Origin of the sequence: Ekhidna sp., from assembly GCF_965227465.1 — a bacterium.
Lineage (GTDB): Bacteria > Bacteroidota > Bacteroidia > Cytophagales > Cyclobacteriaceae > Ekhidna.
In genome coordinates this window covers 2630810-2657342 of sequence record NZ_OZ245746.1, presented here as the reverse complement: position 1 = coordinate 2657342, position 26533 = coordinate 2630810, and the positions used below count along the sequence as shown (strand labels likewise).

General features: G+C 40.0%; 18 protein-coding genes. 5 read left to right on the top strand and 13 right to left on the bottom strand.

The features are described from left to right. Positions 1–138 precede the first annotated feature (138 nt). Positions 139–3366, top strand: coding sequence for a SusC/RagA family TonB-linked outer membrane protein (locus ACO05G_RS11540; protein WP_421762920.1), 3228 nt, complete (start codon positions 139–141; stop codon positions 3364–3366). Positions 3367–3386: 20 nt separating this feature from the next. Beyond that, positions 3387–4772: a SusD/RagB family nutrient-binding outer membrane lipoprotein gene (locus ACO05G_RS11535; RefSeq protein WP_421762919.1), complete on the top strand. Its 1386-nt coding sequence runs from the start codon at positions 3387–3389 to the stop codon at positions 4770–4772. Between the two features lie 72 nt (positions 4773–4844). On the opposite strand, the gene bcp is transcribed toward ACO05G_RS11535, so the two are convergent. The 5 genes from bcp to ACO05G_RS11510 all read right to left on the bottom strand — a co-directional run bounded on the left by bcp (position 4845) and on the right by ACO05G_RS11510 (position 9865). Continuing rightward, positions 4845–5297 (bottom strand): thioredoxin-dependent thiol peroxidase, encoded by a 453-nt coding sequence (bcp, locus tag ACO05G_RS11530; protein ID WP_421762918.1) that lies wholly within the window; start codon positions 5295–5297, stop codon positions 4845–4847. Continuing rightward, complete coding sequence (locus ACO05G_RS11525; protein WP_421762917.1) at positions 5294–7126, bottom strand: M23 family metallopeptidase; 1833 nt, start codon at positions 7124–7126, stop codon at positions 5294–5296. The genes bcp and ACO05G_RS11525 overlap by 4 nt, the downstream gene beginning before the upstream one ends. Positions 7127–7129: 3 nt before the next feature. Further along, a complete protein-coding gene (locus tag ACO05G_RS11520) occupies positions 7130–7738 on the bottom strand; it encodes a fumarylacetoacetate hydrolase family protein (protein ID WP_421762916.1) in 609 nt (202 codons plus the stop codon). A gap of 45 nt (positions 7739–7783) precedes the next feature. Further along, entirely contained in the window at positions 7784–9094 is a 1311-nt protein-coding gene (gene mtaB / locus ACO05G_RS11515; protein ID WP_421762915.1) for a tRNA (N(6)-L-threonylcarbamoyladenosine(37)-C(2))-methylthiotransferase MtaB, read from the bottom strand. Positions 9095–9178: 84 nt separating this feature from the next. Next, on the bottom strand, positions 9179–9865 hold the full coding sequence (locus ACO05G_RS11510) for an arylesterase (protein ID WP_421762914.1): 687 nt from the start codon (positions 9863–9865) through the stop codon (positions 9179–9181). A gap of 123 nt (positions 9866–9988) precedes the next feature. Between ACO05G_RS11510 and ACO05G_RS11505 the strand changes: the two genes are divergently transcribed. Together ACO05G_RS11505 and ACO05G_RS11500 are read left to right on the top strand one after the other, a co-directional pair. Beyond that, positions 9989–10711, top strand: a complete 723-nt coding sequence (locus ACO05G_RS11505; protein WP_348283610.1) for an ABC transporter ATP-binding protein — start codon at positions 9989–9991, stop codon at positions 10709–10711. A 3-nt stretch (positions 10712–10714) separates the two neighbouring features. Then, a complete protein-coding gene (locus ACO05G_RS11500) occupies positions 10715–13270 on the top strand; it encodes an ABC transporter permease (RefSeq protein ID WP_421762913.1) in 2556 nt (851 codons plus the stop codon). 234 nt (positions 13271–13504) lie between these two features. Here ACO05G_RS11500 and ACO05G_RS11495 read toward each other — a convergent pair whose 3' ends face one another. Then, positions 13505–14677, bottom strand: a complete 1173-nt coding sequence (locus ACO05G_RS11495) for a hypothetical protein (protein WP_421762912.1) — start codon at positions 14675–14677, stop codon at positions 13505–13507. Positions 14678–14941: 264 nt separating this feature from the next. Here ACO05G_RS11495 and ACO05G_RS11490 point away from each other — a divergent pair, with 264 nt between their 5' ends. Continuing rightward, positions 14942–15451: a transposase gene (locus ACO05G_RS11490; protein ID WP_421762911.1), complete on the top strand. Its 510-nt coding sequence runs from the start codon at positions 14942–14944 to the stop codon at positions 15449–15451. A 129-nt stretch (positions 15452–15580) separates the two neighbouring features. On the opposite strand, the gene ACO05G_RS11485 is transcribed toward ACO05G_RS11490, so the two are convergent. The 7 genes from ACO05G_RS11485 to ACO05G_RS11455 all read right to left on the bottom strand — a co-directional run bounded on the left by ACO05G_RS11485 (position 15581) and on the right by ACO05G_RS11455 (position 26526). Further along, entirely contained in the window at positions 15581–16042 is a 462-nt protein-coding gene (locus ACO05G_RS11485) for a hypothetical protein (RefSeq protein WP_421762910.1), read from the bottom strand. Positions 16043–16680: 638 nt separating this feature from the next. Then, positions 16681–16944: a hypothetical protein gene (locus tag ACO05G_RS11480; protein ID WP_421762909.1), complete on the bottom strand. Its 264-nt coding sequence runs from the start codon at positions 16942–16944 to the stop codon at positions 16681–16683. 20 nt (positions 16945–16964) lie between these two features. Continuing rightward, positions 16965–17558, bottom strand: coding sequence for a hypothetical protein (locus ACO05G_RS11475; protein ID WP_421762908.1), 594 nt, complete (start codon positions 17556–17558; stop codon positions 16965–16967). A 192-nt stretch (positions 17559–17750) separates the two neighbouring features. Continuing rightward, positions 17751–17969, bottom strand: a complete 219-nt coding sequence (locus ACO05G_RS11470; protein ID WP_421762907.1) for a hypothetical protein — start codon at positions 17967–17969, stop codon at positions 17751–17753. 322 nt (positions 17970–18291) lie between these two features. After that, positions 18292–18684, bottom strand: coding sequence for an Imm7 family immunity protein (locus ACO05G_RS11465; protein WP_421762906.1), 393 nt, complete (start codon positions 18682–18684; stop codon positions 18292–18294). A 24-nt stretch (positions 18685–18708) separates the two neighbouring features. Then, positions 18709–22962: a DUF6443 domain-containing protein gene (locus tag ACO05G_RS11460; protein ID WP_421762905.1), complete on the bottom strand. Its 4254-nt coding sequence runs from the start codon at positions 22960–22962 to the stop codon at positions 18709–18711. A gap of 15 nt (positions 22963–22977) precedes the next feature. Then, positions 22978–26526, bottom strand: a complete 3549-nt coding sequence (locus ACO05G_RS11455; protein ID WP_421762904.1) for a hypothetical protein — start codon at positions 26524–26526, stop codon at positions 22978–22980. Positions 26527–26533: the final 7 nt, after the last annotated feature.

Sequence of the window (26533 nt, the reverse complement as noted above, 5' to 3'; positions counted from 1 at the left end):
AGGAGAATTCTTAACTCCTAAAAAAAATCTTTACACATCAATCTGTGAAAAGGTTGGATTAATGTCAATACCCTTTTTTACAATTAATTGGTATGACAAGTATATAAAATTAGGGGTTTATTCAATTAACTAATTTTTATGAAAAAAGCTTACCTAGTTTTAATGACCTGTCTTTTTCTGGTCTCAGGATTGATGGCCCAAAAGACAGTGACAGGGAAAGTCACCGATGATGACGGTGAAGGAATACCTGGTGCAACGGTTCAAATTAAAGGAACCACAAATGGAGTAATTACTGATGTGGATGGAAATTATAGCCTCAGCGTCTCTGATGGAGATGTTTTGGTTATTTCATTTATTGGTTTTGTTACTCAGGAAATTTCTGTCGGATCGCAGACAGTAATTGACGTATCTCTTAATACTAATTTTACTGAGCTACAAGAAGTAGTTGTGACTGCAATTGGTCTAACTGCAAAGAAGAGGGATTTAGGCTACTCTGTTCAAGAAGTAAATAGCGAAGAAGTAGATCGAGCGAATGAAGTTAATCTGGTCGCAAGTCTTGCAGGTAAGGCTGCAGGAGTTCAGGTGACTAGTTCAGGAGGAACAGCAGGCGCAGGAGCTCAGATTAGAATTAGAGGTAACTCTACTATTCAGGGATCCAACTCACCGTTGTTTGTTGTGGATGGAATTCCAATAGACAATAGCACGTTCACTACAGCCGATTCTCCGGAAGATGCAATCTCTAATTTGGGCTCTGGTGGAGTTAATAATTCAAACAGAGCTATTGACTTGAATCCCAATGATATTGCGAGCCTTACAGTTTTGAAAGGCCCGGCAGCAACTGCACTTTATGGTGTGAGAGCAGGAAATGGAGCAATCCTTATTACCACTAAAAGAGGTAAAAAAGGAGCCGCTAAAATCAACTATTCATTGGGGATGACCTTCGATAAGGTCAATAAACTTCCGGACCTACAAACGACGTATGCGCAAGGAAATGTCGTTGGTGGCGTTCCGACCTTTCAGGGTCCAATGACAGGTTCGTTTACCGGAAATAGTTGGGGTCCAAGGATTGATGAGTTAAGATATGCGAATGAAGCATCTATTTGGGATCCAAATGGACTAATTGTTCCTGCTTCTGATCCACGTGCAACTAGTCGTGTGGCTAATGCATACGACAATACAGGTGATTTCTTTGAAACTGGAATTACAACGAATCACTTTTTGAGTGCCAGTGGAGGTACAGATAATACCAACTATTACATATCGATGGGTTATTTGAATCAGGAGGGAATTATCCCAAATAATACGTTCGAGCGGACATCTGTAAAAGCTACAATATCCTCGGAACTTACCGATAGGTTGAAAGCTACATTTTCCGCAAATTTCATTAATAGTGGTGGGGTGAAAGTTCAAAATGGTTCAAATACCTCAGGAGTAATGCTTGGGTTATTAAGAACTACTCCATCGTTTGACAATAGAGGTGGTGTAGACCCAGCGAATGATCCTTCTGCATATCAGTTTGATGATGGGACTCCAAGAGCTTACAGAGGTCAGATTGGCGGTGGTGCCATTTATGACAATCCATACTGGACGGTTTATAAAAACTTCATGACGGATAATGTAAATCGCATCATTGGGTATGGTCAACTGAGTTATGAATTTACCGATTGGTTTACACTTAACTCAAGAGTAGGTATTGACCAATATTCAGATTTCAGAAAATTCAGAAATGACATTGGTTCAGGTTCATTTGGTGCTGGCCAGGTTATAAATCAGGCGATTACTAACACGGATCTCAATGTTGATGTGTATGGTACGGTGCAGAAAGAACTAAGCTCAACAATTTATGTCAACGGAACTTTCGGTTGGAATTACTACGACAAAAAAGTTGAAAACAGAAGAGAAGATGGTCAAGGATTAGCTTCAAGAGGCTTCTTCAACGCAGCTAGTGCACAAAGCTTTAGTGTAGTTGAAAGGCCAACAGCCAAACAACTTTATGGAGTTTATGGTGATATACGAATTTCCTATCAGGAGATGTTATATCTGAATATTACGGGTAGAAATGACTGGTCTTCGACTTTGGGATCTGCTAATAACTCATTCTTTTACCCAGCAGTGGCAGTCGGTTGGGCATTTACTGAAAATATTGATTTAGGTAATGCACTACCATACGGTAAAATCAGAGCTTCTTATGGTAAAGTAGGTAATGATGCTCCATTTGGGTTCACAGCTTCTACGTTTACACAAGCACGAGTAAGAGATGGGTGGACGACTCCAAATGGTGTACTTTTCCCGGCTTTAGGAACAAACTCTTTTATTCCTAATAATATTTTAGGGAACCCGGAGCTAAAGCCAGAATTCACAACGACGTTTGAAATAGGTGCTGATCTTAAATTCCTTGGTGGAAGAATCACTACCGACTTCACGTATTACAGATCATTAACTGAAGATGCAATTATCAGTGTGGATCTACCTTATACTACAGGTTTCGCACAGACTGTAATTAATGCAGGTGAAATTGAGAATAATGGTATTGAGGCTGTAGTTACAGGAAGTGTTGTAAGATCAGGCGATTTTGAATATGAAATCGGTTTGATTTTCAATAAATACGAGTCGGTTGTTAATGAAATTGCACCTGGACTTGATGTGATTACCATAGATCCATTCGGGACCCAACGTATTCAGAAAGGTGAGCCTTACGGTATTTTCTTTGGCACCAGATTCTTAAGAGATGATCAAGGTAGAATGGTGATTGATCAGAATACGGGCATGCCACTGCAAAACCCAGTTGATGGTAAAGTAGGTAACCCAAATCCTGATTTCACATTAGGGTTTAGAAATACCTTTAGTTACAAAAGTCTTGAGGTATCCATGCTATTTGATTTCCGTAGTGGAGGAGATGTATACAATGGTACATCAGGCGTACTCAATGGATTCGGAGTTGGAGCAGCTACACTTGATCGAAATGAAGTAGTAGTGTTCCCAGGAGTAGAAGCGGATGCAAACGGTAATCCAACGGAAACAGTAAACACACTTGCTGTAGTGAAAGGCGGAACAGATGGCGGAACAAACTTCTATCAAAATTACGGTTTTGTCAATCTTGACGAATTGACAGTTCAAGATGGATCATGGATCCGATTAAGAGATGTAAATATTTCTTATCGTCTTCCTGCATCACTTATTGATGGACTACCATTTTCAGCAATTACAGTTAATGCGAATGCAAGAAATGTATTCTTGATCACTGATTATACAGGTATAGATCCGGAAACTAATTTAACTGGTGCAGCGAGTAATGTATTTGGATATGATTACTTCAATAATCCAAATACGAAGAGTTATGGGTTCAAGTTAAACTTCACCCTATAATCAATCAAACAGATAATAACATGAAAATAAAAGTAATATCTATACTAACATCTTTGATCTTAATTACCGGTTCGTGTGATTTTGACGAGGATATTAACGTAAGCCCGGCAACTCCTGGTGATGTTTCCGCACAAGCAATTGTGCCGGCAGCACAAGCTGGAATGGCATGGGTGATTGGTGGTGAATTAGTCCGTTTAAGTGGATTGTTTACCCAGCAATTTGTAGGAATTAATGCTCAGCAAGCAGATAACTATCGTTATTTGTGGGTACCAGCTGATGGCGATGGAATCTTCTTCCGAACGTATGTTTCAACTTTGCAGCCTCTGGTAATCATTGATGAAAAAGCGACTGCAGAAGAATCGAATCATACTTCAGGTATGGCTAAGATCCTTATTGCACATGGTTTAGGATCTATGACTGACCTCTTTGGCGATATCCCTTATACCAACGCGTTTGGTGCACGGGATGGAGAGCTACAGCCTACTTATGATACCCAGGAGCAGATTTATTCAACTATTCAAAGTTTACTTGACGAGGCAATTACCTTGTTGAGTGGACCGGCAGGTAATGGACCGGCTTTAGGGGCAGATGATTTGATTTATGGTGGAAGCACCAGCAATTGGATAGCTGCAGCACATTCATTAAAAGCCAAGTATTATTTGAGACTTACTAAAGTTAGCGCTTCGGCTTACGCTGACGCAGAGGCTGAACTTGCGGATGCTATAGGATCGACAGCAGGAGACCTTCAGATGTCATTTGGTACTTCTCCTAATGAATCAAATCCGGCGTATCAGTTCTCTCAGGATAGAGGTGGAAATATTAACATTGATCCATTCTTTTTCGGAATGCTGAATACGCTAAACGATCCAAGAAGGTCTGCTATACTTTTAACAGATGCGACTCAGCCTTCTGGTTATTCTACTACGTTTAATGCGGGCACTTACTATACCAACATTAACGCACCAGTAATAATGACGAGTTATACAGAAATGAAGTTCATTGAAGCTGAAATTGAGCTCATGGGGAACAATGATGTCCCTGCAGCTGAAGCGGCTTTAGCTGAAGCAATCGGTGCATCTATTACGAAGCTCACGGGAGCCAATGACGTGGCTTATGTGGCTACCAACTCAGCTTTAGCAGGATTGGCTGACAATGCAGCACGTCTGGAGCAAATCATCACGCAGAAGTATATAGCGATGTACTCAAATGGTATTGAGCCTTGGACGGATTATCGTCGAACGGGATATCCTAATCTGACTCCAAATTCAAATGGGATTAACTCATTCAATTTGAATGGTGAAATTCCGCGAAGAGTTTCGTATCCGCAAACGGAGATTGATTTGAACAACTCGAATGTTCCGATCAAAGATGGAAACCTGCAAACGCCATTGTGGTGGGATAATTAATAACTATCGCATACTAAAAAACCGGAAGTCGTCAGATTTCCGGTTTTTTTATTTCTCTACACACCAAATCTGCTATTTCAATATCTGAGCTGTGTGATCCTTGGTTTTTACTTTCTCAATTACCTCTTCGATTTTTCCATCTTCATCGATCAGGAACGTTGACCTAAGCGTGCCCATATATTCACGACCCATAAATTTTTTCATATCCCATGTCCCAAAAGCATTATGAACTGACTTGTCTTCATCAGCAATAAGTTTAAATGGTAATTCATGCTTAGCAATAAATTTCTGATGTGATTTTTCTCCATCGCTACTCACCCCTAATACTTCATATCCCTGATCCTGAAGTGCTTCATAATTGTCTCTGAGGTTACACGACTCAGCAGTACAACCGGGTGTGTTGTCTTTTGGATAAAAGTATAACACCACTTTTTTACCCTTGTAATCAGATAGTTTAATTGGATTTCCGTCTTGATCTTTACTTTCGAAATCCGGAGCTTGGTCTCCTGTCTTTAATGTGATCATAGTGTTTTTGTATAAATGGTTCCGTTGTTCGAATTATCAATTACTTCTAAAGTAAACCTTCCTTTAAAGGGAATGTTTTCGTTTAGTTTTTGTGACCAAATAAGCTTACGCTTTGGTTCATAATGCATCAATATAAACACTCCATCAATCTCCGCTTTAAAACTTTTTATACCAGATAGGTCGTCATCAATACGAAATTTCAAATAGTCGGAATTGGCCATCTTTAGCTCAATATCAGGAGGAATTGAATCCTCCAGAATGGTATATGAAACCAGATCACGAGTAGCGAATACGATCTCGCCCTCATTCCATTCGCCACCCATAAAGTTGAATCGCTTACCAAAAACCGAGTAGACCATTGCCTTTTCTTTATTATAAGATTTAACCGGTTTTAGTGCTATATCCATATTGGACCTTATGGGCTGTGTAGGATTCTTGAAATGAAAAAGTTCAAGGTTTCGGGAAGAATCGATCTCTTTTTCAAAAGCCAAATACAACGTATCGAAAAGAGACCTACTCTTGAGATTCAACGTAAATTCATTTTGAAGATAGCTAATCTTTTGGTTTGAAGGAATCATCCCAACTAAGCCTGTTGGTACAGTTTCTCCATCAATAAATAAGCTTTTAGGAATCCCCTCACGGAGGTCCCACAGGTAATATTGATTTTCATCCTCAGTTTTGTACGGTTTTAACGGAACCCATTCATCCAACATTACTGACCCTTGCTGTTGTGATTTGAAATGAAGGAAATTGTCGATTTTTTCTGGTTTATAAAGCTTGGGAGGATTGGTTATTTCATCTGCGGTCAGAAGAATTCTGGTAGTCGAGGCATTTTGATAACTATCTTCTGTTTCTATTAAGATTTCATTTTGATCGGAAAAATCGATCCCCCGATTGACTATCGTGTAAATGTTATGTTCATTGCCATCCGCCAGGTATAGTTTATTAAACCGTCTACTTCCTTTTTTGTAAGCGGGATAATTGTAATGAACTAGTACATTTCGTTGCTTATTAAAACTAAAAGCTTCCTTAAACTCTGAAAAAAGGGTGTCACCGTCGAGTTGAAATGTGGTTTTTACTATTCCATTTTTGTTAGGAATACCATTCATTGGATCATAGGAATAAATCTCTACGCCAATTTTACCCTTTAAATTGATGGGTTCTTTTGTCTGAAACCAGGTTGGTGTTTTAATGAGATCAAATTCATACCTCCCGAAAAATCCGTTTACTCTGGCGTCTTCTTCTAAGGTGATAAAAGCCACCTTCCTTACTACAGGGGGTATGTTGTCTTGAATCTCTTTAAACCCTAAGGATAGAACATCAATGGGTCGCTGATTTGAATCGCGTATTTCAAAATGTAGATGTGGCCCACTGGATGAACCTGTATTTCCTGAATATCCAATGATATCCCCCCGCTTGAATGCAAATTGATTGGCTTCAGGGAAAAGGTCAACTTCAAATGATTCTTTCTCGTATTGCTTTTTAAGTGCCCAGGAGGCAATTTTTGGATCAAAAGCTTCCAGGTGTGCGTAGACCGAAAATGTGCCGTTCGGATGTTTCATGTAAAGTGCATATCCATATCCCGAAGCTGAAACCTTTATTCTCGAAATGAATCCATCTGCAACAGCATAAATGGGAAGCCCTGTTCTTCCTCCTGTTTTGACATCAATCCCGGTGTGAAAGTGTGAGCCTCTGATTTCTCCAACAGTACCTGCTAAATAGTTCTGTTGACCTGGGTTAATTGGGAACTGATATTCAATGGAATTGAAATCTTGTGCCTGTACAAAAAGCACGATTATGAGCAGAAGAAAGGAAAAAATATTTCTCATTGATTACTTAACCTCAAAGTCAAACATCTGTTTGTCTTCCAAATATCCGACCAAACGATCTCCTATCTTTACTTGTCCCACACCCTTAGGTGTACCCGTAAAGATGATATCTCCTGTTTTTAGTAAGATAAACCTGGAAACGTAAGATATAATTTCATCTATTGGCCAAAGCATGAGCTTGGTGTTTCCATTTTGCACTTCCTCACCATTTTTTTCTAAGCGAAAATTGATATCGGTCATATCACGATCTCCTTTTGATATAAAGTTTGAGATAGGAGCAGAGCCATTAAATGCCTTGGCAATCTCCCAAGGATGACCTTTTTCTTTGACCTTTGTTTGCCAATCCCTGGCAGTAAAATCAATTCCTAATCCGATCTCATCGTAATATTGATCAGCAAATTCTTTTTTTATGGATTTCCCTTCTTTTTTGATCTTCACCAAGACTTCCACCTCGTGGTGTATATCATTAGAGAAATCCGGGTGATAAAAAGGATCATTATTCTTAATGAGCGAAGTATCCGGTTTCATGAATATGATTGGATGCTCAGGTCGTTCATTACCCAACTCCGCTATATGCTCGGCGTAGTTTCTGCCAATACAGATTATTTTCATGTACCAAAAATAGTCAGCAAAAACAGCTAAAGAAAGGAGATTTGATTAATGGTGAATCAGTGTTTCTTCTGGTTCCATAACATCTACATGACCCTTATCATTGATGCTTAAGAGGGTTACTTCTTTAATTTCATTGATAAGTATTGGGTCGTATTTGGCAGAAACTCGTACATAGTTTTCAGTGAACCCGTGCATAACTCCATCTTCCACGTCTTCTTCAAAGAGTACCTGAAAGGTTTTATTGAGCTGCTGCTCATAGAAAAATCTGCGTTTCTTTTCTGATAAGGATCGAAGCATTTTAGAGCGTTTGTTTCGTTCGCCCTGATCCACTACTCCTATCATATGGACCGCCTTTGTGTTAGGTCGCTCAGAATAGGTAAACACATGGAGGTAGGAAATGTCCAGCTCATTCAGGAAGTTATACGTTTTTAGAAATTCCTCTTCTGTTTCTCCCGGGAATCCTACTATGACATCCACACCAATGCAGCAATCAGGCATCAAAGATTTGATTTTTTCTACTCTGCTTTGATACAAGTCACTTAGATATCGGCGATTCATTTTTTTAAGAATGGAATCGCTACCTGATTGGAGCGGAATGTGAAAATGCGGAACAAATCGCTTGCTTTGAGCTACAAACTCGATTACCTCATTGGATAGGAGATTGGGCTCAATAGAGGAAATTCGAAATCGTTCTATTCCATCAACTTCATCAAGCGCTTTAACTAAATCAATGAACTTCTCTTTCCTTCGACCTTCTTGAATACCAAAATCACCAATATTTACTCCTGTTAGTACAACCTCCTTTACATCTGTCTTGGCAATTTCCTTCGCCTGTTGCACTACGTTTTCTATACTATCGCTTCGACTTTTACCTCTGGCTAGTGGGATGGTGCAAAACGAACATCCATAGTTGCATCCATCCTGGACTTTTAGAAACGTTCGGGTTCTGTCTGCTATGGAATAGGATGAATTGTACGCTTTTGCTTCTTTTATTTCAGATGCAAAAACTCCGCCTTTTGTAAAATCGTCCAGGTGATCAAATAAGCGAAACTTTTCTGCAGCGCCGAGCACTGCATCCACACCCGGTATTTCTGAAATTTCTTTTGGCTTGAGCTGAGCGTAGCATCCAATAATCGTCACGAAACTTTCAGGGGAAATTTTCTTCGCTTCTTTAACAATCTTCTTACATTTTTTATCCGCATTTTCTGTAACGGAGCACGTGTTAATTATGAAGATGTCGGGACTGTCGGTGAAATCCACTTTCGCATAGCCACGATCTTCAAACATCCGCGAAATCGAGGATGTCTCAGAGTAATTTAACTTACAGCCAAGTGTATAGAATGCGACCTTTTTCATATCGGACCGCAAATTTAAGGCTTATAATGACTTTAAGTATTATTTCTCCTTCGTGCTAAAGATTGGATAAAATCTTCCATAGTTTTAGAGAAGAGGTAAAAGATAGTCCCATACCGTTTCAGCAACAATTTCATGCCCTTCGGGAGTGGGGTGTATACCATCCGAAAGATTCAATTCAGGATTTCCAGCAACTCCTTCCAATAAGAACGGAATATATATTGCATCATTCTTTTTTGCTAAATCGGGAAATATTCGTTGGAATTTTTGTGTGTAATCGCCCCCCAGATTCGGAGGTACCATCATCCCTGCAATAATGATTTTCACATCTGGATTTTCTTTTTTGACAGCATCAATAATTGCCTGGAGGTTTTTTGGAGTTTCTTCAAGCGAAAGCCCTCTTAAACCGTCATTTGCACCAAGTTCTAAAAAGAAGATGTCTGGGACTGTTCGAAGTACCCATTCAATCCGACTCTTGCCACCAGCGGATGTTTCCCCGCTAAGTCCTGCATTGATGGTTTTATAATTCAATCCTAAAGAGTCAATTTTCTGTTGGATCAAAGCTGGAAAGGCTTGATCCATATCTATTTGATATCCCGCTGTAATGCTGTTGCCAAAGAATAATATCACCTTCTCCTCATTTGCATTGTCTTTTTCTGTTTCTACCTCTGAAGGTACTGCTTGGTCAGTTTTCTTCTCGGATGTTGACTCTCCAGGAGATCCGCAAGCAACTAAAAAAATCAAAATGAATAGGTTTCGAACTCTATTAAACATTGGCTGTTATATTGAGGTGATTTAATTACCTGGATTATTAACCGTCCAAACGGATTAAACTTCAGGTAGACTAAGTTACAAACATGAAGTAAGGCTTTTCGTTTACTCCTTAAAATTTTCTCTATGCCCAACGAATCAATCATTTTAGAAGTTTCATCTACTTCTAAGACATTTAAAAATGGCGCCAAAGAAGTGCATGTCCTGGAAGACATAAACTTTAAAGTAAAAGAAGGAGCTTCCGTAGCTGTGGTGGGGCCTTCTGGTAGTGGAAAGACGACCCTTTTGGGTTTGTGCGCGGGACTTGATCGACCTACTCATGGATCTATTACACTGAATCACATTTTGCTTGATAAGCTAAGTGAAGATGAGATGGCACAGATTCGCAACCAATTTGTTGGGTTTGTCTTTCAGAATTTTCAGCTCATTCAGACGTTGACCGCTCTTGAAAACGTGATGATTCCGCTAGAACTACGAGGGGTGAAAGGAGCACGAACCCAGGCGACAGAATTACTGGAGCGCGTGGGGCTGGGAGATCGGGTTAGTCACTATCCCTCACAACTTTCCGGTGGTGAGCAGCAGCGTGTTGCAATTGCACGTGCTTTTTCCAATGAGCCTAAAATCCTTTTTGCAGATGAGCCTACGGGAAATCTGGATGAGGAAACCGGTCAATCTGTTGAAGACCTACTATTTGAAATCAATAAAGAGAAAGGGACCACATTGATATTAGTTACCCATGATTTGGAGCTGGCGGAAAAAACCAGTCAGATCATTCAGCTCAAAGGGGGACGTATCATCGATGAGCGTGTGGGCAAGAATGTTTCACAGTTACGTTCTACCGCCTCATAACTCATGGACAAAAAAATAACCATAGAGAAGTCGAAGTACAGTAAATCCTGGCCATGGCTCATGGCTTGGAGAGATAGCCGCAAGAGCCGTGGCAAGCTTCTGCTTTTTATTGCTTCTATTTCACTCGGAATAGCGGCAATGGTTGGTATCACATCCTTTCGAGAAAATCTGCTTGACGAGATTGATAAGCAGGCGAAGGGATTGGTCGGATCAGATGTGAGAGTCAAAGGAAGCAAGGATCTCCCCGACAGCTTGTTAGCATCATTCAGATCCATGTCGGCAGACTTCTCACAAGAAAGGTACTTCGCCTCCATGGTGATGTTTCAAAAATCTGGCGGTACACGCCTCGTCCAAGTCAGGGCATTGGAAGGAGCCTATCCATACTATGGTGAAATAGTCAGTAAGCCGGTAGAAGCTTCCACAGAATTTCAATCAGGCAGGTATGCCTTGGTGGATGAAAAGCTCATGATCCAATACGATGCTCAGGTAGGTGATAGCCTGGATGTTGGAAACTTGTCATTTATGATCACGGGTGCGATCACTCAGATACCAGGACAGACGGATGTGTCTTCTTCCATATCGCCGGTGGTATATATTCCATATCAATACCTGGATTCTACCGGATTGATTAAGAAAGGGAGTAGGATCAACTACGTCCATTATTTTCAGTTTCCTGAACAACCTGATACAGCCAAGGTGTGGGGTAAACTGGCTTCTTTTACTGAAAGCAAAGGCTTTGATGTAGAGACAGTTGAGGAGGAAAAACGGGAAACCGGAGAAGATTTTGAAAACCTATCCAACTTCCTTGAGCTGGTGGCCTTTACAGCACTTTTACTTGGATGTCTGGGCGTTGCGAGTTCCATTTATGTATATGCCAGGAGCAAAGTCCAAGCAGTTGCGGTACTTAGGTGTTTGGGAATGAAAGCCAGGCAAGCAGTCAGCGTTTATCTCATTCAGGTAACCCTGTTCGGTTTTATTGGAGCTTTGATAGGCAGTATTCTCGGCCTGATCATCCACATGTATTTACCTGCTGTAGTGCAAGATTTTTTACCTATTGATTTGGTGCCGGTTCCTTACTGGCCGGCCCTTCTTGTAGGAGTATTAATAGGAGTTATCATTTCCTTGCTGTTTGGACTTCTTTCTTTGATTGGCCTTAGAAAAATAAGTCCGCTTTCTGCAATCAGGCTTGGGTTTGGGGAGACTAAATTTCAGTTTGATAAAGCTTTGATTCCGATTGTAGGAGGTATCATTTTGTTCATTTTTCTGTCTGTTTATTGGCAGATTCAGTCACTGGGAGAAGCATTTGCATTCTCTGGGATTCTGATTGGAGCCATTGTTTTCCTAGGTGCGGTAGGAAAGGGGATAAGCTGGCTGACCAGAAAAATCATACCCAATAGCTTGTCCTACGTTTGGCGACAGGGATTTTCCAATTTATACCGACCAAATAACCAGACCGTAATACTGATTACTGCTTTAGGTTTAGGAACCTCGTTTCTTGCCACTTTATACTTTATGCAGGATTTGTTGGTGCAGCGGGTGTCATTGTCTGCTGCTAACGACCGTCCCAATACGATCCTATTTGACATTCAGTCCCAACAGCATGAGGAACTGAAATCCTTGACAGCTGAGTATGATTTACCCATCATTCAGGACGTTCCGGTTGTGACCATGCGTTTATTAGAAGTGAGAGGGTTTACCAAGGATGAAGCGTACAACGACACTACAATATCTATATCAGATTGGGCGTATAGCCGTGAGTACCGTGTGACGTACAGAGATTCACTCATAGATTCGGAGACGATCGTGGAAGGTGAATGGGCAGGAGAGGTGCGAAACGACAGCATCTTCATCAGTATTGCAGAAGGTTTTAAAGACAACCTGGACATTGAACTGGGTGATGAGCTGGTTTTTAATGTTCAGGGAGCTATCATTAAGACCTATGTAGGAAGTTTTAGAAAGATTGATTGGCGGAGGGTGCAAACCAACTTCCTCGTGCTGTTTCCGGAAGGTATTCTGGAACGAGCCCCACAATTTCATGTACTGGTTACACGCATTGACGAAATGATGACCTCAGCCAGGTATCAGCAAGCGGTGGTAAAGAAGTTTCCCAATGTATCTATCATCGATCTGGAGTTGATCTTGAAGACATTGGAAGATGTATTGGGCAAAGTCGCTTTTGTGATCCAATTTATGGCGTTTTTCAGTATTGGAACAGGTGTGATTGTTATGATCAGCTCCATTATTCTGAGTAAGTTTCAGCGTGTACAGGAAAATGTGCTCTTACGTACATTAGGAGCTTCAAAAAAACAACTTTGGACCATCACCATTGCTGAATACTTCTTTTTGGGAAGCCTGGGAGCTATTAGCGGTATTTTTCTGGCTGGTCTGTTTTGCACGCTCCTGGGACAGTTTTTATTTGAGTTCACCTTTGTACCAAATCTTGGTCAAATGGGCATTGTCTTTATCTCGGTTACTGCCATGAGTGTATTTATTGGGTTACTTAACAGTAGAAGTGTAGTACGTCAATCTCCAATGGAAGTACTGAGGAGAGAGGGGTAACCACGGCATTGTTGGTCTTGTGAGATCAATATTAGTATGTCATCCTGAACAAAGTGAAGGATCTTCATATATGAGTCCCTTATATACAAACGCACAGATACTTCGATAAACTCAGTATGACACCTGCGCTTAGATTGTCTCGCCTTTGTTGGTCTTGTGACCAACAAAGTCTCCCTGATACTTTAATAATATTCAGTATGATACCCCACTTCCTTTTTTAGAGGAACACTTATTTCATTCTGGATTTTTACTAAATCTCACACCAAATTTAAAAACGAAAGGACGGGCGTTGAGGTCGTTATTACGATAATTAAAATCGTAAAGGACCATAGACGTCATCTGTACAAACCCAATTTTAAATTCTCTACCAATCCCCAAAAGGTAGGTCGACTGCCAGGTTGCTGCTGTGGTGCTTTCATTACCAAAAAACGATTTATTGATCTGCCTCTCAGTCTCAGCCCATCCGAAAAAGCCTTTTGGAATTTCATAGCGCGTAAAGAAACTATAGCCATATCCATCACCGGTCAGGGCAGAGGTGGTGTCTTGATTGTTGAACTGTTCACGTAAGATGATACCTACTCCGGCAGCCCACTTTTTATTGATCCAGTAGCCCAGCTGTAGGTTGGAGTCTATGATGAACGGATCCGTGGATTGGATAGAGAAATTACCGCCCAGATAGAGTCGCTTTTTAAAAGGAACCTGTTCCAGGGAATTTCGCTTAACCCCTTTCTCAGGAAAACGGGTGTCAGGAAGCTTGCTGTACTTCTTTTTCAATTGCTGAATGTCCAGTTGCACATTTTTGAACTGCTCCGGATCTATTTTTTTGAACAATTCCTGTGCCTCGTCAGGTTTGACAATGTTTGGATTGGGTCTGGTAGGTGCGGAGGCAGGATTAATCCCGGACGCAGGATCTTTGAATTGCGCGAGTGGATCTTCAGCCTGGCCTAACTCATTGGGCATGTATTTTTTTGCCTGCTCTTCCAAAACTGCAGAGGCTTTTGCCAGGGCAATGCTGTCGGCATCTTCTTTGTTTATCTCTGGTTTGACAATGATAGGCTCCAGAATCAATTCCCGGTACTCTGGTGGTAGATTGGTTTTTTCAAAGACTTCCTCAGATAGGGCAAGTGAATCCGCTTTGGAAAAAGGCCTAATTTGAATGGAATCTAGTTCCATGGAGTCCAGCCGCAATTGCTTTAGACTATCAAATTTTTCTTTGTAGCGAGCCCTTGCTTTTGTTTGTTCTTTGAGTCGCTCCAGTTGCGCTTTTCGTTGTTTGGCAGTTTGCTTAGCTCCTTTTGCTTGATTGATTGCACGTGCATGCTTGCCGGTAGCTTTTGCGTCGACTTTTACCTGTGCAGCAAGCGATGTAATGGAAAGAATAAATAGAAAAATGAGTAGTGAACGCATAGCTAAATTCTACTCGCAAAGGTACATATAAATGGGTGGAAGGGTTGCATTAGGGTGGTGTTTAAACAACCCCCTAACCCCCTTTGATAAGGGGGAATACATAACCAGAATGTCATCCTAAGCGGAGGGAAGTGATCAATATTAGTATGTCATCCTGAACGAAGTGAAGGATCTGCATATACGAGTCCCATTAACCCCCTTTGGTAAGGGGGAATTCGCCTTTGTTGGTCTTGTGACCAACAATCATTCAATTATCTTTAAGAAATGCAGCCTGAAAAAATCTACTTCTATACAGCATCGATATTAGATTGGCACCAAGTTTTATCTGAGCGAGAAGTTAAAAAGATCATTATTGATTCTCTAGAATTTCTAGTGAAAGATAAATCAGTTGCTGTATCTGCATTTGTCATTATGCCAAATCATATTCATATCATTTGGAAACCTCTGAGGCAAAACCTTAAACTAAGGTTTATGAAGTTTACAGCACAGAAAATTAAATTTTGGTTGGTTGATAACAACTCACACTATCTTGAAAAGCTGATTGTAAATAAGAAAGATCGAACTTATCAGGTTTGGCAGAGAAATACACTGGCGACAGAATTATATACACCTAAGGTGATAGAACAAAAACTCGATTATATCCACAATAATCCATGCCAGGGCAAATGGATGCTCGCTGATGATCCTACCTCTTATCCTTGGAGCTCTGCTTCATTTTATGAAGCGGACGATGAAACCTTCTCCTTTCTTACGGATTATAGAGCTTTTATTTAATCACCGGGAGGCTCCACGCCTTTGTTGGTCGTGACTAACAATATGGTATGTTCGAAAGCTCAACTTCAGAAAGTATGCTCGTCGGTGACAACACCAACGAGGGCGGAGAAGAAACCCAAATTACTTAGTTTAATATGATTTCTTAATTGGAATCTGAAGTTCTGCAGCTAGTCTTTTCATTTCTGGCCCGAACCAACTGTAATCTGACTTAGAACTAAGCTCAAGTTTTCTTTTATCATAGAATAAGGTTCCTGTATAAACGAAGTAGTCTGCTACCCTATCTCTTGCTCTATGACTTGCATTATATGTTATGCGCTCTTTGTCAATCCTAATCCCTTTCAGTACCTGATATCTGAATGTCTGACCTGATGGTATGAACAATACAATAAACAAGTCCTTGATTACTTTATTCTTAGTATCAATGATGGTTACATACTTAGTTGTGAACAAGAACAATATGGCAATCGCGATAATAGCAACAAAAACATACGCTTGAACCCAGAACAGTAGATATATGTCTAATGCTCCTAATATTATCAGCATAGTCCATCTCATACCGTCCGAGAAATAGTGATCTTCTAACTTGACCATTGAAACAATTTACAAATTCATTATGAACCCACCCCCTAAAAAATCAAAAAACCCATCCGAGGTAACGTTATGTTGCTATGAAAGCAACAAAATATAAAAAGCATAGCTACAAGCTATGCTTAGTGTTCTTTTTTATAAACTACGCTTAGTTAGGGTCGTGACTGACAATATGGTATGTTCAAAAGCTCAACTTCAGAAAGTATGCTCGTGGGTGACAACACCAACGAGGGCGGAAGCTCTCTTTCTCTTCGTGTATTCGATGCGTAGGCATGATCAAATATACTGCGACCTGTATTCCTCAGAGTCCTTTCCCTCACCATTATCCGGACCTTAAGTGACTCTGAGGGTGTGCAGAATGTCATCCTAAGCGGAGGGAAGGGGGATCAATATTAGAATGTCATCCTGAACAAAGTGAAGGATCTTCATATACGAGTCCCATAAATACAAACGCGCAGATACTTCGATACACTCAGTATGACACCCATGCTGGCGTGCGTTTGCAACGCGTGCCTCTTTCGCCTTTGTTGGTCGTGACCAACAATATGGTATGTTCGAAAGCTCAACTTCAGAAAGTATGCTCGTCGGTGACAACACCAACGAGGGCGGAGAGGGCGGAGAAGAAACCCAAATTACTTAGTTTAATATGATTTCTTAATTGGAATCTGAAGTTCTGCAGCTAGTCTTTTCATTTCTGGCCCGAACCAACTGTAATCTGACTTAGAACTAAGCTCAAGTTTTCTTTTATCATAGAATAAGGTTCCTGTATAAACGAAGTAGTCTGCTACCCTATCTCTTGCTCTATGACTTGCATTATATGTTATGCGCTCTTTGTCAATCCTAATCCCTTTCAGTACCTGATATCTGAATGTCTGACCTGATGGTATGAACAATACAATAAACAAGTCCTTGATTACTTTATTTCCTACCCCTCAGAGTCACTCGTAGAGGACTCTGAGCTCACTGTTCGAAAGTCTACAACTTTAATTATTCCTTTCTCACCTCTCTCATAAAACCCGGCACTTGAATAAGCATACTTTGTGTAATCTCTGACTAGATTCCACTTGCCACTCACGGGGTTATGATGCATATAGTCCAGCACTTTGTTGATGCTTTCATCCCCGACAACTGCTTTCGCATCAAAGGACAATCGAAATACCTGATGCTTCTTCCCTTTTGAACGTTCATTTACCTGAACACCTTCTGCCAGTTGTGCCAAAATCGATTTTTCATTTTTGTCCTTCAGTCTGGAAATGATTTCATAAGCCATAAATCGCTTGCCCTCCCCAAGCACACTATTAAGTCCTTTGCAATCCTTCTTAACATATACAAGCAGATGTAAATGATTAGGCATCATTACATAACCACAAGTAATGAGTCCACGGCTTGATAATTGATTTATCCAATCCGGTAGATGCGTATGAATCTCGGCCTTTTCTAGCAAAGGAAGCCATTTGTAACAGGTAAATGTGGTGAAATAGAAGGTCTTTTTCTCTTCATGTATTCGATGTGTAGGCATGATCAAATATACAAACCTACCCGATTGTTCCTCAGAGTCCTTTCCCTCACCATTATCCGGACCTTAAGTGACTCTGAGGGTGTGCAAAACCTTCTCCTTTCTTACGGATTATAGAGCTTTTATTTAATCACCGGGAGGCTCCACGCCTTTGTTGGTCGTGACCAACAATATGGTATGTTCGAAAGCTCAACTTCAGAAAGTATGCTCGTCGGTGACAACACCAACGAGGGCGGAAGCTACAAATTGAATAAATTTCATTACTGCATAGTAAACACTAAGTGAAATAAGAACATTGAATAATTTCAGTCCCAAACTAAATCTATCCATTTGTACCCCATCCGCACTTGTTTTTACCTTCTCCACAGGCAATAGAGCATCTAAATAATTAAATAGTATATATATATAATACATTATAATCTATTCAGGTGTTGTTTTAAACAATGTCAAAAATGCAGAAAAAGGATTATCCGAAGTAGGATTATAAGGTGTTACTTTCAAGTCTCTTGCTGGCAAAAGAAAGTATGCTCGTCGGTGACAACACCAACGAGAGCGGAAGAAAGTATGCTCGTCGGTGACAACACCAACGAGGGCGGAAACTACGCTTAGTTAGGCTATGCCTAGTGATCCTATTTTTATAAACTACGCTTAGTTAGGGAATAACCCCCACCCCCGAAAAAACCAAAAAAAACCCACCAACGATCAAGAAGGTGGGTTGTGTAGATGTTATTGTTATTTATTCTTCTATTGTTGGATTGCATGGAGAGAGCCAGACATCCTTCTCTTCGTAGATTTGACCCCTTGCCATCTTAATAATTTGAAATTCATTATCTCTACCCTCAGAATCTTCATCATCACGTAGATATAATATTCCATAGGAACCCTTTGCAAGAGAAGAAACCAGATTTACCAATCCCTGCACTTCCCTTACATCCTCACTACGGTGATTAGTACTTCCTCCTAAATGAAGATAATATTTGCCATTTACTGGTCTAATATCAATCAGACTAGAGCCTGACCCCAGGCTAGCTACTGCTTGATCAAGCTCATCAACAATGCTGCTTATATTTTCTTCATTCTCTCCGTCAACACTTTCCTGAATAGAGAACCATCCATGAAATTCAACCATTTTAAACTCTTCTTTGATTGAACATCAATTTACAATATCAATTTTAATACTGGTATTATATCTCTCTGAATACTCCATTAACTTTTTAATCACATCCTCAGAAGGAGCTCCACCAGTAAACTCATAATAAACCTTTCTACCAGTGGATGCAGCTGCCTCAAAGGTAGCCTTAGCTTGATCTCTAAAAGCTTTACCCAATGAAGTAGAACTTTTAGTTTGACCTATAAATTCATCACTAACAGCATCAAACTCTCTTGATAGAGGGTCAGAATCAAATTTCATTCTTGATTTTCCACCCAACTTCTCAGCTAAAGCATCAGCTGCATCATCAGCTTTATTAACTTGGACTAAACTTCCAGAATATTTCTTAATTAAATCCTTACTCAACTTACCTATAGTAGGTCCCATTCCATTTTTGGCCATAAAACCTGGAACTCCTCCGCCTCCAGGATATAATGAAGCAGCATCTATAGCAGCATAAAAGCCAGCCGAGCTTTTAGATGCTAGATAAGGCTGACTTTCATTAAGAAATGGTTGGCCATTACCGTCCACACCAACAGAATACTCCTTTCTTACTATATAAGGGTTGTATGAACCACTTTGAATAAATCCAGCAATTGTGCTTGCTAAGTTTTTCCTAGCAGCAACGAATTGTAAATAAAGAGTTGCAACCACTTGATCATCTGCAACATTTCCACTTCCGTCTTTACAACAATCTCCAGTTGAACTTGTTGGTGCTGCTCCATCAGGATCAACAAATTTCAAAGGATTATTATGAGAATACACATACGGAGATGTGTTATAGAACATATCTGATAATGGATCAGGACTCATCCATCTACTTATCTCTGGATCATAGTATCTCACACCATAGTGAATCCATCCAGTCTCTTCCTGCAACTCCTTCCCATTATACTTAAACCTCTGCTCCTTACTCGCCACCCTCACACTTTCATTAAACGTCAACCCAAATGGATAGTAATCCTGCGTCGAAACAATGTTGGTCTTCTTGTGTGTTACAGTGAAGTCATCGAAATATACATAATTGGAAGAGTTGCTTTCGTTACTTAAATAAGCAATGATATACCCCTCTTGATGTGCAATTATGTTATTTATTTCTATTGTTTCTTCATTGAAACTCGCTGCAGAGGATATTTGAGCAAAGCCAGCTCCCGGCAAATTGTTATCATAATAAATTAAATTCATCTCCGTGTCAAAGTACAAATAATTCAAATAAGCTCCAGGCACATTATCACTATTACTGCCACCTACTCCTATTGCAGCTATCGCAGCTGCAACACCACTTTCAATTTGGGTTGGTAACACTCCTCCCTCTACGAGTGTCTGAGAGGTTTTGAATGCATCTCCTAAAGCTGTTTCAAACGTTGCAGGATTAATCGCGCTACTATATCCGGAACCTCCTGCATAGTATCCTTTTGCACTTAAATTCAGGGTGTCTCCTTTGTTTATGCTAATAACTGCAAAGGGTCCTGCAGGGCTGGCATTATTTATCCTGGCAGCTTTGCCGGTATTAGACACAGCCGGATGATCTACCCGGTTTGGTGTGTCTAAATTACCGAACTCTACACTTTCGGTGGTAAGGTTTGCATCTTCGAATGTTGCGGTGCGTGTATAATTTTCCGGTGTTGTGCTGAATGTAAGTCGTACATTTCCTAAATGGTCTTTGAGGTGGTATTGGTAGTCGAACCCACCCCCAGCCCCTCCAGGGAGGGGAGTTAGACGGCCTTCTTCGTGTTGGATCAGCTGCAGTTCTCTAATTCCTGAACCTTCGGTTTCATAAATAAACTCTCCAACATAGTCGGTAGTCTTAGTCAGGCTACCTCCTTCGTAGACTTTCTGCTGAAGTTTGATGCCCGCAGCGTCGTACAAATACTCAATACGGCCTGACCCTTCGACGGTGCTCAGGGTGACAGCCGTAGGGAGATTTAGGTGGTTGTAGTCAATGTTCGTGATGCCTTTGTTGGCATCTGAAATCATATTGCCGTTTTCATCGTACGTGTAGTCATTTCCGGTTCCTGAGCTACCATTGTCAAATCCTTCTGAACCGTGAGCGTCAGTTACTTTCAAGAGTTGATTGCCATCATAAGTATATGTTAGGTTGTCTATGTTTGATCCATTCTTCCCTTTACGAGTTAGGTTTTTAATGTTACCGTTCAAATCATAGTCTGGAATGGTAACGTCATATTCAGAGGTGCCTGTATTGGTATTATGAATATGATTTGCGTCTGTCAGTCGATTTAGCCCATCATAATCAAATTCATATGCACGTCCGCTAATGCTTTCCGCATTTATGTCGTAATTACTCCATCGCATAGCTGAGATGTTGCCATTGTATCTGTTTTCATGACCACTCAGTCCCGAGCTAGTATTGTAGTAAAGCTCCATACCGAATAGGTCTGAGACTGGATCTCCTGGAGATGAAAGGTTGGATTCATTGATACTGGTCAACCATCCACGGATGTTATAATCATAGTCCACCAGCTGTTCTCCCTCATGCAGGTCTTTCTGCACCAGCTGACCGATATTATCATAATCATTATGGGCAAGGAGTACCTCTGTCTCGCTATCGATTTGATGGTAAGTGTCAACCAATCGATCCATGTGGTCGTAGGTAAACCGCCGCTTTATTGTGGTAGTTGTGCTCCCATCACTATGGGCTGTTTGGGTCTTTCGAATGTTTCCTACAAAGTCATACTGATTGCTTATGCGATCTGTTCCTCCCAGGTGGTTTTCAGCTACCATCTGAATAGGTCGGTATTTGTCATCATAATAGGTAATGGAAGTGATAAAGTCTGTTCCTTCCGCTCGTGTCAGTGTACCTGTAACCTGGCCTTTTACATTTGGATTTTCAATGGGCTCTATGTGCCATGGTGGTGCAGCCACGTATACCGGCTGAAAAGTAGTTCCTGCTAAATCGGAGGCACCAACAAAAGTGTGGTTGTCGTAATAGGTGACCGTTAGCAGATCACTTGCTGTTGCAGAGGATGGATACGTGTTGTTAGTGTATCCTTCCAGTGGACCACTTCCATATGATTCTGCACGGGTGCCTGATGCCTTCACGGCATCTCTCACACTCTGTAGTGAGCCTGGTATTATTTTTTTACCAGTCAATACCGGACGATTCAATCCATCGTACTTGGTAAAGAACCATTCATTGCTAGCTCGTTGATTTCCGTCTTGTGTAAGAACCAATCGGTCCCACTGATCGTAGACCATGTATACTGGATCAGCTCCGGGTACTTGCTTGGAAATCATTCGATTTCGATCGTCATAATCATACTGGAAGGCCCAGATGTCAAGAAACTCAGGAGTTAATATCTCAATCGGTTTGATGTGAGTCCCAGGTTTTAAAGTTGTGTTATCGCTTATCGTAATGCTAGATTCTAATGTGTATGCCCAGGAAGGGGTTTGATTGCTGCCTGAAGGCACAGTACTATGTGAACCTTTAACATCAAATCCATCTACTACTAATCCTTCATAGTAATCTTTGATGTCCACATTAGCTTGTGGAGGCAAGACCACTCTCAATCGCTGACTTTCATCATATATATAATATGTTTCTGCCCACTCGCTTCCTGTAAAGGATTCCTTCTTAATGGTTCTTCCAAGCTTATCAACAATTGAGGCTATCTGATTACCATCTTCATCGGTTACAACCGTCCTAAATAACTCCCCAGTAGCGTAATTAGTAGAAGCACTAACCTGCAAATCTGAATATTCATACTTTTTTACCTCGCTTGCATCATTTGTCATATAGTAAGTAGATACGGTATTGCCGCTACCTATTCTCCAGTCATATCCCGGAGAAGATTCCTCAACAACCCTGTTTAAGGGAGAAGCTTCGAAGCGAGTTTCTAAAAAAGCATTATTTCCATCATTAGTTGTAAATCTGGAGTTATAGTAATCTCTAACTCCTTCTTTTGCTGTGGAAGTATTGATGAAGTTACCGTTAGAGAAAGTGGTTTCATAAGGCAAATAACTTATTGTCTGTCTCCCAAATACATCGTACTCAATAAGAGTTAGTAAATCTCTTGAATCAGGAGAACCCCACCGAACTATAGACTGTAGAGGTCGACCAAGTCCATCATAATATTGGATGTTCTGCTTTGTATGATTTGAAGAGTTGCTGACTGAATAATCCAAGTTTCCAGGAAGCTCTTGTCGGGCATCAATCGTTTTAATATAATTTTTTGTGGATGTCTGGCTAAATACAACCAGAGTAAATAAAGTGAAAATAAGTGTGACGCTATTTCTCATGTTGTGGCTGATTTATTAGTTTCCGTAGTTGTATTTGTATTGTCTAAATAGATTGGTATCATCATCTTTAGTCTTAATGAGCCGATTTAACTCATCATACTCATAATAAGTGGTGTATCCATTTGGATCTGTGATACTTGTGATCCCAATTAATGGATCATAAGTGTAGGTAGTCACCATTGCATTATTCAAAGCAGTTGTGTTTCTTAAGCTTGAAAGTGCAGATCTCAAAGCATCTTCATCTTGCGATGAATCATCATTATTAGATGCCGTTATTGCTGTGTTAATCCAGCTCTGTACTGATGACGTTATTTCTGACACTTTGAAGTTTTCAATTTTGGCAATCGGGTATTGTTTGTTGTAGCCCCAAACATATACTACGTTTACTCCATCTTTTCTGCTAATCTCCTTAAGGTTTCCACTATGATAGTAGTCAAGAGAAACACTTGCATTGTAATTATAATATGGGTTACCATTTAACCAGTTGGTTTCATCAAACCCTGAGTGAGTATTAAAATCTGGAAGAGTGACATTATAATTTTCTATGTCACCCACTTCTAGCCTCAAAACCTCGATAGGTTTATATAGATTATTCGAGGGTCCCGATGAAGAAACCTCATCATAAATGGATAGTGTACCATCGATGAGCTTATATCCATCCGTATCGTTTCCTTTCCAAATTTGTTCTTCTATTGGAGCAAAAATGTTCTGATCTTTTAACGACTGCATACTTATTGATGAGCCAGTTCCTGCACTTGTGCTATTCAAATAATCCTGTGGAAACTTTGTTCTTTTTACTATTTTTTCTTCATCGCTATTTGTGGTAATTACTCTAGTTGGCAAATTGTAAGTAGGATTATTATATTCATAATCAATTGTTGACGTTATTACCTCTGTGCCAAACGTCCCATAATAAATAGAGTGGGTTTCCTCACTATTCAATACAGTATAAGCATCGTCAACTCTGGTCAATTGATAAGGATATGAGGTTTGATAGCCTCCCCCATAGTATTCAGCAACCAGATAACCCTTTGTCATATTTGAGCGCTGAATTAGTTCATAATCAAAAATTTCTTCTTTTATTTTTCTAGAGTTACCATTTATTATCTCATAATACCCAACTGACAAAGGCTCATGATTGTATCCGTGGTTTATAATGGAATGATTGTTTGGCCAACCTTGTACCCAGAGAATTTGCGGATCTTGATGCTGATAGGCCAATTGATCAGGGCTATAATCATCTATGTGGCGAGATAAAATTTCATAATTATCGTAGTTTCCTTCGTAAAATTTGTGCACTTTAAATCCATTCGATAGGTGATCTTCCCTTACTTCAGAATAATATACCCAAGAGTTCTCAATATGCTTTGTAAGGGATGTTAGTCTGTATCTATCTGCAAAACTGTTGGTTCTAAGACCACCGAAATGATAAGGATTATACAATGGTATTACTGGCTCCATTGTTATGCTCCCACTGCTCGTTGAGGTTAAGTTTCCCCAACTATCACTTAATTGATATCGATATTCAATTAATTGTTCCTCACCATCCGGATCAACGATGATTTGAGAAGCCAAACGAATACCCCCTGCCGGAACGAAGTGATCTACCATATTCCCATTGTGATACTCAAAATGAAGTTTAATCTTTGGCTGATCCATTTTATTATCGATTGTACTCGTTGTAATTTCAGCTGTATAGTTTCCTGGTTCCAAGACCAGTATTATGTTCCGATCAATATGTCCACCAATGTACTGTTGATCATAATCGTAAGAATCATAAATACCATTCTGAACATTATCATATCCTGTATCCACACCCCATCCAAGTCTGCCAATGAATCCGCTAAAGCTTTTGTTCCCATTATATGGATTAACATGTTCTTCTGCGTAAACCTTCTTTATTACATAGTCATCACCAGGCGTTCCCTCGAAAATTGCATAGAACACATCATTTCCTTGATCATCTCTAATAGAAATCTTATAATCCAATATTTCATCCATTAGCTCATTCAAGTCAACGCCAGAGAATTTTTTTAGTAACATCTCAAAGTTGAGTTTTACATATTGCTCGTCACCGATAGTGAAATTCTTCGATAATATATTTTTTGGTATTCCAAAGTTGTTAACCCAGCCATAAGTATCATCCCAGAATAATTCCAACGTCTCCTCTTGATAATCCCAATCGGTATTATTATACTCATTTAGCTCATAATTGAATAACTGGTATCCACCTGTAGGGAATGTTACTTTATCCAAGGAACCATAGCTTGCGGTATTACCTTGAGGTTCTCTCGTGGGGTTGTCCAGCCATGGAAATGTTGATGAAAAAGGAAATTCCCCGCCATGCTGACCACTGTAATACCCCCAATGATCAGCCTTATAAGTAGTTCTATTTGGTAAGTTATCTTCGTTTTTATAGTCAAAAACGTACGGAGGTTTTGACTCAGACCCATCACCGGAAAATTCCTGTATCGATTTTAAAAAAATTCTCTGGTCATTTGCATCGTTCTCAATATCAAAATCAAAGTATTTTGAGGGAGTAGCACTTTGAGGGTTGTCAAATATTGATATTTTGCTCAACGCGTAAGAATTAGGTGCTCCATTATAAGTGTCCTGTCTTAAGATATTGGCTTCAAACGTAACTTTACTAACATCAACCTCATTACTTATCAATTTTACCTCGCTCACTCTCTTGGCTAGAAAAGTCTGATAATCATTATCATTTGGGTCATTAAGTTTAAAAGTTGATTGAGTCCATGGAAGTACTAACAATGAATTATTTTTTGCTCGTTTATAGGTAAAATTATTATCAGTGTATGTGATCTCAAGCCTTTCATTGACTCTTGGTGAGATAATCTCAGATAAATACCATGCTACCGTTGCGAGTTCAGTCGAACCTTCCGGAAAGGCATAATCAATATCTTCTCTACGTGTATCAGAAAAAATATATTCGGTACCATTTTCTGTTATAACCCTTATTTCAGTTTCCGATATGGTTATTTTCCAGTCTCTTTGAGTTCTAATAAAATAGGGTGTAACCAGATCATCATCAAGCACAAACTGACCTGAAAAACCATTAAAATTATAGTTGAATACATCGAAGGCCGCATCAAGCACACCAGTATAAATATTATTGAAATCTTGGTCAGAATAGGCCTGTCCTCCTACCCAATCAAACCTCGGATGTGGGTCTACCCTATGATTGACCTTTCTCGTTATCACACCTCCAGCGAATAAGGTCCAACCGTGCCCTGTATACTCTGAGGGATCATGAATTTTTACTCCTTGTCGGTACGATAGTGAAATTGGAAGGTACAGATCCCTACCCTTAATTGTATGTATTGGAATTTGAAGATTAAGCTCACCTTTAGCTAGACTTACTGGGCTATGGGCATATCTTCCTAATGAAGCCTCTTCTGGAGGAACTGGAATTGTATTTTCATCATATTCGGTTAATTCTAGTTGACCGAATACAAACATCGGGCTAATTAAACCTGCAATTATGAATGCATTGAAAATCAATGCCCCCAAAATTGTAACAATACTATTTTTTTTTGATTTCATTTTCTTG

Bases quoted from the DNA above. Each gene is read 5' to 3' on its own strand.
- ACO05G_RS11540 (WP_421762920.1), top strand. From the start codon at position 139: ATGAAAAAAGCTTACCTAGTTTTAATGACCTGTCTTTTTCTGGTCTCA.
- ACO05G_RS11535 (WP_421762919.1), top strand. From the start codon at position 3,387: ATGAAAATAAAAGTAATATCTATACTAACATCTTTGATCTTAATTACC.
- bcp (WP_421762918.1), bottom strand. From the start codon at position 5,297: ATGATCACATTAAAGACAGGAGACCAAGCTCCGGATTTCGAAAGTAAA.
- ACO05G_RS11525 (WP_421762917.1), bottom strand. From the start codon at position 7,126: ATGAGAAATATTTTTTCCTTTCTTCTGCTCATAATCGTGCTTTTTGTA.
- ACO05G_RS11520 (WP_421762916.1), bottom strand. From the start codon at position 7,738: ATGAAAATAATCTGTATTGGCAGAAACTACGCCGAGCATATAGCGGAG.
- mtaB (WP_421762915.1), bottom strand. From the start codon at position 9,094: ATGAAAAAGGTCGCATTCTATACACTTGGCTGTAAGTTAAATTACTCT.
- ACO05G_RS11510 (WP_421762914.1), bottom strand. From the start codon at position 9,865: ATGTTTAATAGAGTTCGAAACCTATTCATTTTGATTTTTTTAGTTGCT.
- ACO05G_RS11505 (WP_348283610.1), top strand. From the start codon at position 9,989: ATGCCCAACGAATCAATCATTTTAGAAGTTTCATCTACTTCTAAGACA.
- ACO05G_RS11500 (WP_421762913.1), top strand. From the start codon at position 10,715: ATGGACAAAAAAATAACCATAGAGAAGTCGAAGTACAGTAAATCCTGG.
- ACO05G_RS11495 (WP_421762912.1), bottom strand. From the start codon at position 14,677: ATGCGTTCACTACTCATTTTTCTATTTATTCTTTCCATTACATCGCTT.
- ACO05G_RS11490 (WP_421762911.1), top strand. From the start codon at position 14,942: ATGCAGCCTGAAAAAATCTACTTCTATACAGCATCGATATTAGATTGG.
- ACO05G_RS11485 (WP_421762910.1), bottom strand. From the start codon at position 16,042: ATGGTCAAGTTAGAAGATCACTATTTCTCGGACGGTATGAGATGGACT.
- ACO05G_RS11475 (WP_421762908.1), bottom strand. From the start codon at position 17,558: ATGCCTACACATCGAATACATGAAGAGAAAAAGACCTTCTATTTCACC.
- ACO05G_RS11470 (WP_421762907.1), bottom strand. From the start codon at position 17,969: ATGTATTATATATATATACTATTTAATTATTTAGATGCTCTATTGCCT.
- ACO05G_RS11465 (WP_421762906.1), bottom strand. From the start codon at position 18,684: ATGGTTGAATTTCATGGATGGTTCTCTATTCAGGAAAGTGTTGACGGA.
- ACO05G_RS11460 (WP_421762905.1), bottom strand. From the start codon at position 22,962: ATGAGAAATAGCGTCACACTTATTTTCACTTTATTTACTCTGGTTGTA.
- ACO05G_RS11455 (WP_421762904.1), bottom strand. From the start codon at position 26,526: ATGAAATCAAAAAAAAATAGTATTGTTACAATTTTGGGGGCATTGATT.